The organism is Carnobacterium divergens (assembly GCF_900258435.1).
Taxonomy (GTDB): domain Bacteria; phylum Bacillota; class Bacilli; order Lactobacillales; family Carnobacteriaceae; genus Carnobacterium; species Carnobacterium divergens_A.
Genome location: NZ_LT992558.1, coordinates 25,273 through 40,736, shown reverse-complemented (window position 1 = coordinate 40,736; position 15,464 = coordinate 25,273). Strand labels below are relative to the sequence as shown.

The following is a 15,464-nucleotide window of genomic DNA, read 5'->3' as shown; positions in this document are numbered from 1 at the left end:
CTATACTATGAATTTGTTTTGGTGTATACTGGTTATTATTATAAAGTGGAAAATAGCTGAACAGGAGTTGAGTGAATGATCATTTTAGGCAATGAATTAAAAAAAATCAGTAAAGAAAAAAAGCTGTCTCAAAAAGAAGTAGCCAAAGAGACAAGTACGCGATTAGACTTTAAATTAAACGATATTCTTCTGTTTGAAGGAGAATCAAATCAAAATTATGATTTGTTAGAAGACTTAAAAACATATTGTGATAACAATCAATTTGAAAAAGCCTTTCAAGTCATGTCGTATTTATCTAAGAAAGCAATGCTCACTACTTATGAAAAAAAAAGGCTTCACTATTACCAAGGTTTTCTTTACTTATACTATAAAAAAGATGTTCAAAAAGCTCAATATTACTTGAATTTATCATTGGCGATTAATAAAGATGCGTTGCTCTTCGATTTTTTAGACTGTCAGATTTTAAACATTCTTGGCTATTCATTTTTTGTTAGCGACGAACTTAATCAAGCAAAACGGTATTATGAAAAATCATTAGCAAACGTTGAACAATTAATAGATATAGAGTTACTTGATATTGAGGCTATTTCAAAAATTTATTATAACAGTGCTAAATTTTACTCTGACAGTAAAAATTTCAAACAAGCAATCTTACTATGTGAAAAAGGAATAGCCCTTAGCAAAGAGAGTAATCAATTGAATGCGCTCTATAGATTCTATTATGAAAAAGCCTTTAATTTAGCAAAAATTAAAGAAAATAAAGAAGCAGAAAATCATTTTTTCATCGCAATGGGATTAGTGAAATTACTCGGCAATGAATTAGTGTCAGAAGTTATAAAAGAAAACCTTAAAAAATTTCAATTAGAATTAAGATACAACGATTAGTGTGAATTTCGTATGGATCATAAAATAAGGTACACCATTAGACGGAAGCTCTAGTTGTGTACCTTGTTTTTAATTAACGGTTAAATAGTCTAAAAATGAAGTAGCCATTTTTGATAAATAACGTTCCTCTAGCCAAATGATTCCAAAAGAAGTTTGAAATAAAGGATCTTCTAATAAGTGGGTTTCCACTTGATAATGTGGGTTCATCTTTAACACTGTTTCAGGAACGATACTTGTGCAAAAACCTTGTTCAATTAGGTTAAATAATAAACGAATGTCACTACAAGTTGAAATAGAGCTAGGATTCAGCTGATATTTAGCCAAATATTCAATAATCGAATGATAAACGCCCAATCCTTCCGTACTTGGCAGCATTAATTTACTACCAGCAATTCCATGAAAGTCATCAGGTGCTGGACCTTTTTTCGCACTCCCATCACAGACAAAATAAAAAGGCTCCGATTTCAAAAATTTCATAGAAAAACCCTTTAAATCCAGTGGATAACGAACGATGGCTAGTTCAATCTTGCCCTTGCGAACAAGCTCGCAAAGTTGTTGAGATTCTCCTTGGTGAATAGCGAAAGTGACGCTTGGAAAATCTTTTTGGAAATCAATCAAGGCTTGGGCTAGCAGACTGTCGGAGAGCGTATTCACACCAATTTTTAACTGCCCTTTTAATCCATCGCCAGTTTCCCTTACCAACTGCTTCGACTCAGCGAACTGTTCTACTAGTTTTAAAGCCTCATAATAAAGTGCTGTTCCCGCTGCAGTTAAACGCGTTTGTCTAGGTGTTCGTTCAATTAATGGCGTCCCGAATTCTTCTTCCATTTGTTTAAGTTGTTGGCTTAAAGGCGGTTGTGCCATATGTAGACGTTCGGCAGCTGCAGTAATTGTTTTTTCTTCGGCTACAGCAATAAAATAGTTTAATTGTCTAAAGTCCATTTATTTCACTTCCTTAACTATACTTTTTTCGTATCGTCATTCAATTATTTTCATAGTGTTCACAAATAGCATACCATGATAAGCTTTCATTAATGAAATAAAAGATTTTGATTTTAAACGATAAGAGGTGAGTGAAGGTGAAAAAAGGGTATTATTGGCTATTAGGGAGCGCCTGTTTTATGATGGGTATCGCAATTTTGTTAACGGTTACAATTAATTCTAAGCAGGTTAAAAAAACTGAGAGGATGGAAACTGAAAATACGCGAACTTCCAACTATTCATCTCATAATAAAAAAGAACTAAATTCAATAAACTCCGTAGTAGAATTAAAAAAGGAACCACGAGCCACGCCTGAATTAAACCAAGAGCTTCTAACTACAGCACGTATTGGAACGGCAGAAAGCATTCAAAAGCTGATTGAGGATGGAGCAGACTTAAGGACAATCAACGAAAAAGGAGCTTCCGCTTTACTGATTGCTACCCAAGAAAATAATATCGCAACAGCAAAAGCTTTATTAGAAGCAGGTGCAGACGTGAATCAACAAGATCAGCTACAAGACAGTCCTTTTTTATATGCAGGAGCTGAAGGAAGAATTGAAATACTCACACTCATGTTAGATAAAAATCCGAATTATACGTTGTTCAATCGTTATGGTGGAACGGCATTGATTCCAGCAGCAGAAAAAGGGCATGTGGACAATGTCCGGCTATTGCTTAAAAAAACACCGATTGATGTTAATCATATCAATCAATCAGGCTGGACAGCGTTATTAGAGGCAATTGTACTAAGTGACGGAGGTGAAACGCAACAAGAAATTGTTCAATTGCTACTAGAACATGGTGCTGATCCAAATAAAAAGGATAGCAGAGGAATTTCACCTTTGACTTATGCAAAGCAAAAAGGCTATGGAAGGATTGCAACGATGTTGGTTGAATATGGGGGACAAGAGTAACTAAAAGAAAGTGGGGGAATAAAAATGAACAAGGTTAAGGTGATCGTGGCGTTAGTAGCTAGTTTAATTATTAGTATTTTAGGTGTCCAACAAGTATATGCGGCTGAATTAGGGGCAGCCAAAGCAGCAACGGGGTTTTATGCTATTTTAACGATTGTTCCATTAATTTTAGTATTAGTATTGCTTTTCTTAAAGGTTGATATGATTGTGGCTGGTTTAAGCGGTGGCGTTTTAGCCATGTTGATTGGAGGGATCGGATTAGCTGAAGCGAACAAGCAGTTTTTAGAAACCATTCCAATGATGTTAAGCATTACAGTACCGATTGTCAATTCAGCGATTGCGATGGCTGTTTTTAAGGCAGGCAGTTATACCGCAGCTTTAACATTAGTCAAACGTGGAACAAAAGGAAAAGTTGAATATGTTTCAGGTTTTATTGTTATTTTACTAGCAGCTGCAACTTACATGTCTGGAATTGGTGGAGGAAGCGCGATGGTCATTGCGCCACTAGCTTTTGCAGCAGTCGGGGCTGTACCAGAATTAATCGCGGCCATGTCGATTGCCGCGGCCGTTTCTTTTACAACATCCCCTGCTTCTTTAGAATCAAGCATCGTTTCTAAATTAGGGAATATTAAAGTTGGTGAATATGTAGCCATTATGCGACCTTATTGGCTTATCTTTGTTTTAGCTGCTGTACTATTAGCTTTTTGGGGGACAAAACGCAGAAAATTGGGTTTTAAAGAAGAAGAAGCTTCGATTTATGAAACGATGAGTAATGGACGCTTATTTAAACTTACACTGCCAGCTATTTTTCTTTTATTCGCAGTTATTTTTGGCCCATTAGTCAATCAAGTTTTAGGGGTTCAAATTTTTACGCCGCTTGTTTATATGGTAGTTACGTTGGCATTAATTTATTTTTGTACAGCCTTTAATTTAAATGAGTCTGTAACCGCGATGGTAGACGGTTCAACCTATATTTTAACACGTTTATTTCAAGTCGGAATTTTCTTAGCGTTTATTAATATAATTGCTAAAACGGGAACCTTTGCAACGATTGCAGGAGTTGCAAACGCGGCTCCTGCAATGATTGTGATACCGGTTGCTGTTTTAACGGGGATTTTGATTGGCGTGCCAGCAGGAGCCTACGTGGGATCCGTCTTAACATTAGTTTTACCAGTAGCAGTGTCATTAGGTTTTTCACCGCTAGCACTAGGATTTGTCACAATTGGTGTTGGGTTTGGGAGTCAAATGAGCTTTGTGAATATTACGATGCAAGCCTTATCTTCTGGTTTTCAAATTCCGATTATTGACGTCGTGAAAGGAAATATTAAATGGTTAAGCATAGCGTCTGTTGTTTTACTAATTTTATCATTAGTAGTAGCTTAAATAAAAAAGAGGAGTGGTAGAAATGTTTGATTTAGTCATTAAAAATGCACGTATCAATGATGGTGAAACACTGAAAACAATTGGAATCAAGGAAGGCCGAATCAGCCAAATTACTGAAAATAGCATCGAAGAAGCAAAAAAAACAATTGATGCTAAAGGAAATGTTGTGATTCCAGGTTTTGTAGAGGGACATATTCATTTAGATAAGGCGTTAATTGCAGAACGTAAGCCGAATCAATCAGGAACATTACAAGAAGCAATCGAAGTGACTGCTGAATTAAAGCCAACCTTTACCAAAGAAGACATTGAAGAACGAGCAAAAAAAGCATTAGAGATGCTGATTGTTAATGGTGTTACAACGGTTAGAACACATGCTGAATTTGATCCAGCGCAAGGGTTTACCGGTTTTGAAACCATTATGAAATTAAAAGACGAATACCGAGAATTGATTGATATCCAAGTCGTTGCATTCCCCCAAGAAGGAATTTTTAAGGCACCTGGAACAGAGGAAATGATGCATCAGGCAATGATAATGGGAGCCGATGTAGTCGGAGGTATTCCCTACAATGACTTACCAGCTGAAAAGCACATCGATTTGATTTTTGAAATTGCTGAGAAATACAATAAACCAATCGATTTGCATCAAGATTTCAGTGATGAAGCAGACGCCTTGTCAATTGAGTATCTGTGTGCCAAAACGATTGAAAAAGGGTATCAAGGGCGAGTAACCGTTGGGCATTTAACAGCCTTACATGCTTTACCAAAGCTAGAGTTGGATAACATTATTTCAAAAATGGCACAAGCAGAAATAAGCGTAATGGCATTGCCTGCAACGGATTTACATCTAGGAGCTAGGAAAGATGCGTTCAACGTGAGACGAGCGGTCACCCCCATTCGCAAATTAAGAGATGGCGGCGTAAATATGTGCTTGGCAACGAATAATATCCGCAACGCTTTTACACCTTACGGCAACGGCGATATTTTACAAATTGCAATGCTAGCCATCCCTGTTGGGCATTTGGGAGGGGCAGCGGATTTACCAACAGTGTTGCCAATGATTACTGAGAATCCAGCTAAAGCATTAGGTTTAACGGATTACGGCATAGAAGTTGGAAAAAAAGCCGACTTAGTTATATTAGACACAATTTCTAAAGCGAATGCTATCATTGATTTACCGACGCGTTTAGTAGTGATTAAAAACGGTCGATTAACGGTTGAAAACACTAAAGAAACGATTATTCACGCCTAACCAAAAGGAGGAATCACATGTATGAAACGCTATTAATTAAAAATTGCCGATTGGAAACTGGCTTTAAAAAAAGTGGGAATACCGTTAGTCAAACTGAGACAACCTTGGTTGATCTTTTAATTGAAAAAGGAAAAATTAGCCAGATTATTCAAGAGGGAAAAGGACAGCTAGCAGCTACTACGGTTTATGACGCCAAAGGACAACTCGTATTGCCTGGTTTTGTGGAAAGTCATAGCCATTTAGATAAATCAAGATTAGGAACGCCGTGGAAAGCGGTAAAGCGCGTACCTTCGATTATTGAACGTTTTGAAGATGAAATGATTGAGTTAAAGCAATTAGACAAAGGGGTTCAAGAACGAGCAAAAATCTTACTAGATACGTATCGTCAAAATGGGGTAACAGCTATCAGAACTCATGTAGATGTGCATCCAACAGTGGAGCTAGAACATTTAGTGGAAGTGATGGATGCGTTGACGAATCAGCAAAAAATGGATTTTGAAGTAGTGGCCTTTCCTCAACACGGCTTGTTACGTAGCAATAGCGTAGATTTAATGAAACAAGCCTTAAAAAAAGGGGCAACAATAGTAGGCGGTGTAGACCCAACAGCTGTCGATCAGCAAATGGAAAAATCATTAGCTATGACATTTGAACTAGCAATGGAAAACAACGCAAGAATTGATTTGCATTTACATGAACGAGGAGAAATGGGAATTAAAACATTTAACGAGCTGATTCGCTTAACAAATCACTATCATTGGCAAGGAAAAGTAGCGGTCAGTCATGGATTTGGATTAAGAGACGTGACGGGTTCTAGAAAGGAAGAATTATTTCAATCCTTAAATGAAGCTAAAATCGAGATTATTACAAGTGTGCCGATTGATCCAGTGATTCCACCAATGCTTGAATTAGCCAGTAAAGGGGTTACGACTAAAATTGGGTGTGACAATATTTTTGATAATTGGTCCCCCTACGGAAATGGTGATATTTTAGAGCGAGCAAGTCGTTTTGGCGAACTATTTAATCAAGTGACAGAATTTGAACTAAGTAGAACACTAGGTTTGATTACCAATGGCGTTACGCCGCTTAACGATGAAGGCGAACAAGTATGGCCAAAAATTGGAGATAAGGCTACCTTTGTTTTTACAAATGCCAGTTGCTCAGCAGAAGCAGTAGCTAGAAGAACGTCTCCAACGGTGACAATGTATCAAGGCCGAATTACGTCAGGAGTATTTTAGTTAGAAAATTCAAGGTTGAAAAATGAGGAAATGTAACTACTTTTTGATACAATTTTAAAAGTAGCTGGAACAAAACTCTATTTTTGAGTGGAAATTAAGTTAATAAAAAATAAGGAACAGCATGAAATAAACATTTCATGCTGTTTTATGACTTATGTCTCAGCCACTTTTTCAATAACTTATCAGGAAGAGGAAACTAATCTAATTGGATTAAAATCTCGTATTAATAAAAAAAATTAGTTTTTCGATAAATAACAATTGTATTGACGGGGGTATTTATTAATTTATAATTTGAAATAAATTATAAATTAAAAGGGGTATGAAAATGAAAAGGCTAGTTGGGATACTTAGTTTGTCACTTGTATTATTAGTTGGAGGTCAATATGGAACAGCTGAAGAAATAAGCAATTATGAGGTGCTTTATAACCAAGGAATTCAAGAAGGGTATATTAATTCGGAAGAACTTTCATTGGATAATTTCGAAAAAAATAATGAAGAATTTAACAAGGTTTATGAAGATGGAAAAACTGAAAATATTATAGAGGATTCATTGTCTTATTCTGAATGGCTTAAGTTAAATAATTACGGTCAATATTCAAATGAAACTGTAAATGAACAGCCTCAAGGGAGAGGATGGGCTAGTGGTTTTTACATCAGGAGAGGGGATGTTTTGGTTACTAATGGAACTAGTTCAGCAGGGTTTTTAGGTCATGCGGCAATAGCAAATGGCGAAAACCAAGTGTTAGATATGCCTAGTTCAGGAAGAACTTCTCGCCAAATGAGTTCACAGGCTTGGGTAAATGAGTATAAAGGAAAAGGTTGGGTTAGGGTATATCGCACATCTAGTGGCATTGCTGATAATGCGGCTAGATGGGCTGATAGGAATTATTTTTCTACTAATGGTACAGCAAATCAAAATATTTTTCCTTCTTATTCAATTACTACGCAGTTATATAGTAAGAATCCTTCTTATTGTTCTAAATTAGTTTTTCAAGCCTATTGGTTTGGGACAGGTAGTGTTCCAGTTATGAAAAATTCTAGTGGAATCGTAACCCCATATGGACTTATGGATCGATTTAATGCTAACTATAGACCGTCTCTAATTCATATCTATTAAAGGAGTGATATTGTGATAAAAAAAATAGTTATAACATTATTAATTGGTTTAATAATTATTTTTGGATTTATTTTAGTGAATAGATATAAGGCAAAAGTTCAAATAAATGATTATATGAATAAACAAGGGATAAAAAAAGAGGATATCATTATCCAAGAATTAAAAAAAGATTGGACATTAGGGGGATATAATTTATTTCTCGTATTAAATGATGATCATGATGTATATTATGAGTACCATTGTGAAAAAAACAGAGTATCATTCCAAGCATACTACTCTCGGAAAGTACATTTGTTAGAGGGGAAATGGGGTGGTAGCGGATTAACATCTGAGGAAATGAAAAAATTGAAGTATCCTCAGATAGAAAAATGATATATTAATGTGTCTATGCCCATATAGGTTAAATAAAAAGTAGTAATAAATGGAAATATAAATCAAACGTTATTAATTTTTGCTAACCAATTTTCAGGCTGTAGAAAAAAAGAGTCAGATTTTGAAATCTGACTCTTTTTTTGTTTTATTTAATTATAGTAACAGTCATAGTTAGCAATTTTTTTAATCGTCTAATTGTTCAAAGGCATCATTTAAAATTTGTTTTAATGTGTTGGCAGAAAGGGCCATCTTTTCTTTTTCAGAGTCAGATAATGGAATTTCAATGACGTGTTTAATTCCTTGACGATTTACAACCGCAGGAGCTCCGATAAAGACATCCTCTTGACCATATTCGCCATCTAAATAGACTGACAAGGGTAAAATGGAGCTTTCATCATTTAAAATCGCTTTTGTAATTCGTGCTAGAGCAACGGCAATGCCATAGAAGGTTGCGCCTTTCTTTTCAATAATTTCATAAGCAGCGTCGCGAACTTTGAAAAAGACATCTACTAAAGCTTCTTCATCAACATCAGGATTGTCTTTGACCCACTCATAAATTTGTAAGCCGCCAATATTTGCATGTGACCAAACAGGAAATTCTGTATCGCCATGTTCTCCTAAAATATAGCCATGAACATTACGAGCGTCTACGTGAACTAATTCAGCAATCGCTTGACGGAAACGTGCACTATCTAAAGAAGTTCCACTCCCAATAACGCGATTTTTAGACATACCAGAGAATTTCCATGTAGCATAAGTCAAAATATCAACGGGATTGCTGGCAACTAGAAAAATCCCATCAAATCCACTCTTCATAATATCTCCGACAATTTTTTTAAAGATTTTAAGATTTTTGTTAACTAAATCCAAACGTGTTTCACCTGGTTTTTGAGCAGCACCGGCTGTAATGACAACGATATCTGCATCATGACAGTCTTCATAGCTAGCTGCATATATTTTTTTAGGTGACGTAAAAGCAAGAGCATGTGACAAATCAATCGCGTCACCTTCTGTTTTATCGCGATCAATATCAATGATTCCAATTTCTTGCGCAATATTTTGAGTTACAAGAGCAAAAGCATAACTTGAACCAACAGCACCGTCACCGACGATAATTACTTTTTGATGATCTTTTATATCATGTTGTATCATAGTTGGGATTCCTCCTGAAAATTATTTTAATCAAATTCAGTATAGCATTTTATGAGAAAATATTAATGAAGGATGCTTAGGAAATCAACTGTTTTTTTAGAAAGGGAACAAAATGTCACGAATTTGTTAAATTTTAATGGAAAAAGAAGAGTGTTTCCTTATCTCTTTGCAAATATGGTATACTGTCTTAAGCAACACAACTGGGCGAGTAGTCGTGCAGCATTTTTTTGCGTGGAAAAAAAGAAGCTCAGAACCAAATTATAATTAAAATGAGGCGACAAAATGAAAATGATTGTTGGCTTGGGGAATCCAGGCGCTAAATATACCGGTACAAAACATAATATAGGCTTTATCACAATGGATGAACTAGCCTTTCAAGAAGGTCTTACATTCAATAAAAGTAAATTTGAAGCAGTTTACGCAGAAGCCTTTATTGGAACTGAAAAAGTTATTCTTGTTAAACCACAAACCTTTATGAACGATTCAGGCAGATCTGTTCGACCGTTAATGGATTATTTCAATTTAGGAATAGACGATTTGGTTGTTGTCTATGATGATTTAGACTTACCAACAGGCAAGATTCGTCTTCGTCAAAAAGGCAGTGCGGGAGGTCATAATGGCATCAAGAGCTTGATTCAGCACCTAGGTACATCTGAATTTAATCGAATTCGCATCGGAATTGATCGTCCAGTCAAAGGGCAAACCGTAATTAACCATGTTTTAAGCAATTTTCCAAAAGAAGTACATGAAGAGATGTTATTTGCCGTCAAAGACAGTGCAAAAGCAATCAGATATTGGGTAGAAGGTCATACTTTTCTAGAAACCATGAACGAATTTAATAAAAAAGCATAATTATAAAAACAACCAATAAAGAAGTAGAAGCTGAGAGAAATTCTGAGCTTCTTTTCCCTTACTTAGAAATAATAAAACAAAAGGAGCATTTAAATGAGTGATATCAAACAACTCTTAGCAACGACTCCTGATATAGCCAATTTACTTGAATCGATTGGTCAAAATACGGTTCAATTAGTTACGGGTTTATCAGGATCCGCAAGAACACTAGTCATCAGTACGATTTTAGAACAAAAGAAAAAACCGATTGTTATCGTCGCGCACAATTTATTTCATGCCAGTCAACTGATTGAAGATTTTTCAGGATTTGTTCCAGAAGACCAACTACATTTATTTCCTGTAGATGAAATGATTCAAGCAGAAATGTCCGTCTCGTCCCCTGAATACCGAGCAGAGCGGGTAGCCACATTAGATTTCTTGCTGTCAGGTAAAAAAGGCATCATTATTATTCCATTATCCGGCGTTCGTAAGCTATTGCCACCAAAAGAAATTTGGAAAGCAGCAAGATTTAAAATGAAACAAGGTGGCGAATTAGATCCAACCCATTTAGCTGAACAATTAGTGAATATGGGCTATACAAGAGAGCATTTAGTAGGGAAACCAGGCGAATTTAGCATTCGTGGTGGGATTGTCGATATCTACCCATTAACAGAAGAACACCCTATCCGAGTTGATTTATTCGATACCGAAATCGACTCCCTACGCTATTTTGAAGCAGATACCCAACGCTCAATTGAAAACATTGACAAAATCACTATTTTGCCTGCAACAGATGTCTTGTTTACCAAAGAGCTCCTACAAAAAGGCGCAACAGCATTTAGTGAAGCGGTTGAACGAAACCATGATTTAATTATGGATGCAAGTGAAAAAGAAATTTTCCATCAACAGCTAAGCCCAATCGTGGATGCTTTTGATAAAGGCGAGCCAACGGATAAGTTAGTGATGTATACCGATTTTGTCTATCCAAAACATACAACTGTACTTGAGTATATTCATAAAAACAGCTTAATCATTATGGACGAATACCCACGGATCTTAGAGACTGAACGTCGCCTAGTTGAAGAAGAAGCGGAATGGATGACGAATAAGTTAGCGGAACGCAAAATTTTACGAGATCAAGTCTTTTCAAATGAATTAAGAAGCGTAATGAAAAATCAAGAACAAGACATTCTATACTTCTCTCTATTTCAAAAAGGTATGGGAAATCTTCGATTTTCTCAAATTCATCCCTTCCAATATCGAAGTATGCAACAATTTTTTGGCCAAATGCCTCTATTAAAAACAGAAATGGAACGCTGGACGAAGCAAAAAAATACGATTATCGTAATGGTTCCAGACAACGAACGCGCTAAAAAAGTCCATCAAACCTTTAAAGATTTTGAAATAGTAAGCAAAGTCGTTAAACCTAAAAAATTAGAAACAGGACTCGTTCAAATTACCACAGGCGAAATCCACAACGGATTTGAATTGCCAAAAGAAAAAATTGTTGTCCTAAATGAACGGGAAATGTTTAATAAGGTGACGAAAAAAACTGCACGCAGACAAACCTTATCCAATGCAGAGCGTTTAAAAAGCTACACCGAGTTAAACCCAGGTGATTTTGTCGTCCATGTCAATCACGGAATCGGAAAATACACTGGAATGGAAACTCTTGAAATCAATGGCATTCATCAAGATTATATGTCAGTGATCTACAAAGACGATGCCAAGCTGTTTATTCCCGTAACTCAAATTAACTTACTGCAAAAATACGTTTCCTCTGAAGCGAAAACTCCGAAAATCAATAAATTAGGAGGCGCAGAGTGGGCGAAAACGAAGAAAAAAGTAGCCGCTAAAATAGAAGACATTGCCGATGATTTGATTGAGTTATACGCAGCCAGAGAATCCGAAGTAGGGTATGCCTTCTCACCAGATGATGGCTATCAAGTTGAATTTGAAAATGCCTTTCCCTACTCAGAAACCGACGATCAACTACGCAGTGCAGCTGAAATCAAACACGATATGGAAAAGAAAAAGCCAATGGATCGCCTATTAGTTGGAGATGTAGGATACGGAAAAACCGAAGTCGCTATGCGTGCTATTTTTAAGGCCGTACAAGATGGCAAACAAGCCGCATTCTTAGTCCCAACAACCATCCTAGCTCAGCAACATTATGAAAGTCTTATTACCCGATTTGAAGATTTTCCAATTGAGATAGGATTATTAAGTCGTTTTAGAACGAAAAAACAACAAACGGAAACAATTGCAGGCATTAAAACAGGGAAAGTAGATGTCGTCATCGGTACTCACCGAATCCTTTCAAAAGACATTGATTTTCATGATTTAGGTTTATTAGTAGTCGATGAAGAACAACGATTTGGCGTGAAGCACAAAGAAAAATTAAAACAGTTAAAATCACAAGTAGACGTGCTAACGTTAACCGCAACACCAATTCCAAGAACCTTACACATGTCAATGCTAGGCGTACGCGATTTATCAGTTATCGAAACACCACCAGCAAATCGCTACCCTGTTCAAACTTACGTGATGGAGCAAAACCCAGGGGCTATTCGCGAAGCCATCGAGCGAGAGCTGACACGTGGCGGGCAAGTCTTTTATCTCTACAATCGTGTTGAAACAATTGAGAAAAAGGTAGATGAGCTGCAAATGCTCGTTCCAGATGCTAAAATTGCCTATGCACATGGTCAAATGACAGAAGGACAGTTGGAAAGTATTTTATACCAGTTCGTTGAAGGCGAATACGATGTTCTCGTAACGACGACGATTATCGAAACCGGCGTTGATATCCCAAATGTGAACACCTTATTTGTTGAAAATGCCGATCATATGGGCTTGTCTCAACTCTATCAACTAAGAGGACGAGTGGGCCGAAGCAACAGAGTCGCCTACGCCTATTTCATGTATCAAGCAAACAAAGTACTAAATGAAGTCAGCGAAAAACGACTGCAAGCCATCAAAGACTTTACCGAGTTAGGTTCAGGTTTTAAGATCGCGATGCGCGATTTATCCATCCGTGGGGCAGGAAATTTACTAGGTGCACAACAACATGGCTTTATTGATTCCGTCGGATTTGACTTGTATTCTGAAATGCTAAGTGAAGCCGTGATGCGAAAACGTGGCGAAGAAGTTAAAGAAGAAAAAACACAAGTTGAAATTGATTTGGCGATCAATGCCTATTTACCAAGCACGTATATTGAAGATGAACGTCAAAAAATTGAAATCTATAAACGCATTCGTGAATTAAAAGACTTAGAAGAATATACTATGCTACAAGATGATTTAATTGACCGATTTGGCGAGTATCCAGATGAAGTAGCGGATTTACTATCAATTGGACTAATGAAAATGCATAGCGAAAAAGCCTTAATTGAATTTATTAAACGTACCAACAATCAAATTGACGTCACTCTTTCTCAATCCGGCACTGAAAAATTGCCAGCTGAAGAAGTATTCAAAGCACTGGGGGATATTCCATTAAGAGCGAATGTCGCTGTTAAAAAAGAAAAATTAGTCGTAACCTTCCAATTAAACAATGAGCCAACCTATCAATGGTTAGATTATTTGCAAAAATTTGCAGCAAATGTTGCAGCTTACTTCGTAGAAAAAAGTGAAGCATCTGAAAAATAAAGCAGAAACTTCAGCTTTTCTTAAGAAGTTAAACGTATAATTCGATAAAAAGAACGAAAGTCAAAATTTATTTTAAGACTTAACGAATGTAGGTGTATAAATGGGAAATAAACAAATGAAGCATATGATGAATGGCGCAGTGATTTTATCTGTAGCTTCATTAATTGCTAAAATACTAAGCGCCGTTTACCGTGTTCCTTTCCAAAATATGGTAGGAAATACAGGATTCTACGTGTATCAGCAAGTTTACCCACTCTATGGAATCGGCATGACCTTTGCTTTATCAGGCTTTCCAATCTTTTTATCAAAATTAGTAGCAGAAAGAAAGTCACAGAGCAGTCAAAAAGAATTACTCAAACGAACTTTCGTCATTCTAAGCATTTTTTCAATCGTGTTATTTGCTGGAATCTATGGTTTTGCTGGAAAAATTGCAAGTTTAATGGGAGACAGCGGACTAACACCCCTCGTCCAAGCGGTTTCCTGGATGTTTCTATGTATGCCTTTTTTAGTTGTTTGGCGAGGGTACTTTCAAGGAACCTATCGCATGCTGCCTACTGCCGTATCTCAAGTGGTTGAACAGGTTGTACGCGTTGCGGTGATTTTGATCGCTGCTTTTCTCTATCTGAAATTAGGCTGGACAGACTATCAAATGGGAACCATTGCGATGAGTAGCGCGTGGATTGCAGGAATCGCAGCGTTGCTGGTATTAGCTTATTATTATTATGTAAAAAAAGAAGCAAGTGTCATAGCGCCAGCTTTTGAAAAACAAGGAAACGAAGAATTGTATCAACCAACAAGCTATTCAACCTTGCTTTATCGTTTTTTGACAGAAGGAACAGCTATTTGTATTTTAAGTGCGATGTTGATTTTATTGCAGTTAATTGACTCCTTTACGTTATACAAAGGGATGACCTTAAGTGGAATTTCCCCTGACGTAGCGAAGAACTTAAAAGGAATTTATGACCGCGGACAACCGCTTGTTCAATTAGGAATGGTTGTGGGAACGGGGTTCGCAGCTAGCTTGGTACCAATGCTAAGTAATTATTATGTTTCAAAAAGAGAATTTGAATTCCAGCGTACAGCCGTTTCGCTTCTTAGGATTACGACAGCTTTTGCGATGGCGGCGACCTCTGGAATGTTGGTTTTATTGCCTTATATTAACCATGTTTTATTTGGCGATCGAGCAGGAAATGGTGTTTTAAGCATCTACCTGCTATCAATCATTTTGGCATCGTTAATTGGGGCGTACAATGCTATTTTACAAAGTCGCAACCAACACCGTTTAGCAATGATTGCCCTTCTAGTCGGTTTGGTAGTCAAAGTTTTATTTAACGATCTTTTGGTGAAGGCTTTTGGAACACTAGGAGCAAGTCTAGCAACAGTCATGAGTTTAGCGGTTATTTTAAGTTGCCTATGGATCGGTTCTCCTGTTGCACTTAAAGGGAGTATCTTACGTGGCGGATTTTTGGTAAAATTAGTATTATGTTGTTGGGTGATGACATTTGTTGTCTTACTGACAGTGCTATTTTTAAGTTTATTCCCACTATTTTCCGGACGAAGTGGCGCAATTCTAGTCACTTTCATTGGAATAATTGTCGGAGTCAGTATCTTTGGCTTTAGTATTTTAAAGTGGAAACTGTTTACAATTAGAGAATGGCTCTACATGCCCTTTGGCAAAAAGCTATTAAGAAAGTAGG

12 protein-coding genes are annotated in these 15,464 nt (G+C 36.7%); 10 read left to right on the top strand and 2 right to left on the bottom strand.

Going from position 1 to position 15,464, the window contains the following annotated elements; translation table 11 throughout:
- Nucleotides 1-75 precede the first annotated feature (75 nt).
- Nucleotides 76-885 carry a hypothetical protein gene (locus tag CDIMF43_RS00750; RefSeq protein WP_109840917.1) on the top strand — a complete coding sequence of 270 codons (810 nt, stop codon included), beginning with the start codon at nt 76-78 and terminating at the stop codon, nt 883-885.
- 69 nt (nt 886-954) lie between these two features.
- On the opposite strand, the gene CDIMF43_RS00745 is transcribed toward CDIMF43_RS00750, so the two are convergent.
- Nucleotides 955-1,827: a LysR family transcriptional regulator gene (locus tag CDIMF43_RS00745; RefSeq protein ID WP_109840916.1), complete on the bottom strand. Its 873-nt coding sequence runs from the start codon at nt 1,825-1,827 to the stop codon at nt 955-957.
- A 179-nt stretch (nt 1,828-2,006) separates the two neighbouring features.
- On the opposite strand from CDIMF43_RS00745, the gene CDIMF43_RS00740 reads away from it, so the two are divergent.
- The 6 genes from CDIMF43_RS00740 to CDIMF43_RS00715 all read left to right on the top strand — a co-directional run bounded on the left by CDIMF43_RS00740 (nt 2,007) and on the right by CDIMF43_RS00715 (nt 8,136).
- A complete protein-coding gene (locus tag CDIMF43_RS00740; protein WP_109842307.1) occupies nt 2,007-2,780 on the top strand; it encodes an ankyrin repeat domain-containing protein in 774 nt (257 codons plus the stop codon).
- A gap of 24 nt (nt 2,781-2,804) precedes the next feature.
- Nucleotides 2,805-4,163, top strand: a complete 1,359-nt coding sequence (locus tag CDIMF43_RS00735) for a citrate transporter (protein WP_074403428.1) — start codon at nt 2,805-2,807, stop codon at nt 4,161-4,163.
- A 22-nt stretch (nt 4,164-4,185) separates the two neighbouring features.
- Complete coding sequence (locus CDIMF43_RS00730) at nt 4,186-5,412, top strand: amidohydrolase family protein (protein ID WP_109840915.1); 1,227 nt, start codon at nt 4,186-4,188, stop codon at nt 5,410-5,412.
- A 17-nt stretch (nt 5,413-5,429) separates the two neighbouring features.
- Nucleotides 5,430-6,647, top strand: a complete 1,218-nt coding sequence (locus CDIMF43_RS00725; RefSeq protein WP_109840914.1) for an amidohydrolase — start codon at nt 5,430-5,432, stop codon at nt 6,645-6,647.
- Between the two features lie 325 nt (nt 6,648-6,972).
- Nucleotides 6,973-7,764, top strand: a complete 792-nt coding sequence (locus tag CDIMF43_RS00720; protein ID WP_199198132.1) for a C40 family peptidase — start codon at nt 6,973-6,975, stop codon at nt 7,762-7,764.
- A gap of 12 nt (nt 7,765-7,776) precedes the next feature.
- Entirely contained in the window at nt 7,777-8,136 is a 360-nt protein-coding gene (locus CDIMF43_RS00715; RefSeq protein WP_152878188.1) for a DUF3139 domain-containing protein, read from the top strand.
- Nucleotides 8,137-8,319: 183 nt separating this feature from the next.
- Here the strand turns inward: CDIMF43_RS00715 and CDIMF43_RS00710 are convergent, their stop codons facing one another.
- Entirely contained in the window at nt 8,320-9,288 is a 969-nt protein-coding gene (locus CDIMF43_RS00710; protein ID WP_074403424.1) for an L-lactate dehydrogenase, read from the bottom strand.
- 282 nt (nt 9,289-9,570) lie between these two features.
- Between CDIMF43_RS00710 and pth the strand changes: the two genes are divergently transcribed.
- The 3 genes from pth to CDIMF43_RS00695 all read left to right on the top strand — a co-directional run bounded on the left by pth (nt 9,571) and on the right by CDIMF43_RS00695 (nt 15,463).
- Entirely contained in the window at nt 9,571-10,140 is a 570-nt protein-coding gene (gene pth / locus CDIMF43_RS00705) for an aminoacyl-tRNA hydrolase (RefSeq protein ID WP_074403423.1), read from the top strand.
- A 93-nt stretch (nt 10,141-10,233) separates the two neighbouring features.
- The gene (gene mfd / locus CDIMF43_RS00700; protein ID WP_109840912.1) at nt 10,234-13,767 is read left to right on the top strand and encodes a transcription-repair coupling factor; all 3,534 of its coding nucleotides are present in this window, start codon (nt 10,234-10,236) and stop codon (nt 13,765-13,767) included.
- Nucleotides 13,768-13,867: 100 nt separating this feature from the next.
- A complete protein-coding gene (locus tag CDIMF43_RS00695) occupies nt 13,868-15,463 on the top strand; it encodes a putative polysaccharide biosynthesis protein (protein ID WP_074403421.1) in 1,596 nt (531 codons plus the stop codon).
- Nucleotide 15,464: the final 1 nt, after the last annotated feature.

What these genes read in the sequence shown, in the direction of transcription:
- CDIMF43_RS00695 (WP_074403421.1), top strand. Translation starts at nt 13,868, where the DNA reads ATGGGAAATAAACAAATGAAGCATATGATGAATGGCGCAGTGATTTTA.
- pth (WP_074403423.1), top strand. Translation starts at nt 9,571, where the DNA reads ATGAAAATGATTGTTGGCTTGGGGAATCCAGGCGCTAAATATACCGGT.
- CDIMF43_RS00745 (WP_109840916.1), bottom strand. Translation starts at nt 1,827, where the DNA reads ATGGACTTTAGACAATTAAACTATTTTATTGCTGTAGCCGAAGAAAAA.
- CDIMF43_RS00710 (WP_074403424.1), bottom strand. Translation starts at nt 9,288, where the DNA reads ATGATACAACATGATATAAAAGATCATCAAAAAGTAATTATCGTCGGT.
- CDIMF43_RS00720 (WP_199198132.1), top strand. Translation starts at nt 6,973, where the DNA reads ATGAAAAGGCTAGTTGGGATACTTAGTTTGTCACTTGTATTATTAGTT.
- CDIMF43_RS00735 (WP_074403428.1), top strand. Translation starts at nt 2,805, where the DNA reads ATGAACAAGGTTAAGGTGATCGTGGCGTTAGTAGCTAGTTTAATTATT.
- CDIMF43_RS00740 (WP_109842307.1), top strand. Translation starts at nt 2,007, where the DNA reads ATGATGGGTATCGCAATTTTGTTAACGGTTACAATTAATTCTAAGCAG.
- CDIMF43_RS00730 (WP_109840915.1), top strand. Translation starts at nt 4,186, where the DNA reads ATGTTTGATTTAGTCATTAAAAATGCACGTATCAATGATGGTGAAACA.
- CDIMF43_RS00725 (WP_109840914.1), top strand. Translation starts at nt 5,430, where the DNA reads ATGTATGAAACGCTATTAATTAAAAATTGCCGATTGGAAACTGGCTTT.
- mfd (WP_109840912.1), top strand. Translation starts at nt 10,234, where the DNA reads ATGAGTGATATCAAACAACTCTTAGCAACGACTCCTGATATAGCCAAT.
- CDIMF43_RS00750 (WP_109840917.1), top strand. Translation starts at nt 76, where the DNA reads ATGATCATTTTAGGCAATGAATTAAAAAAAATCAGTAAAGAAAAAAAG.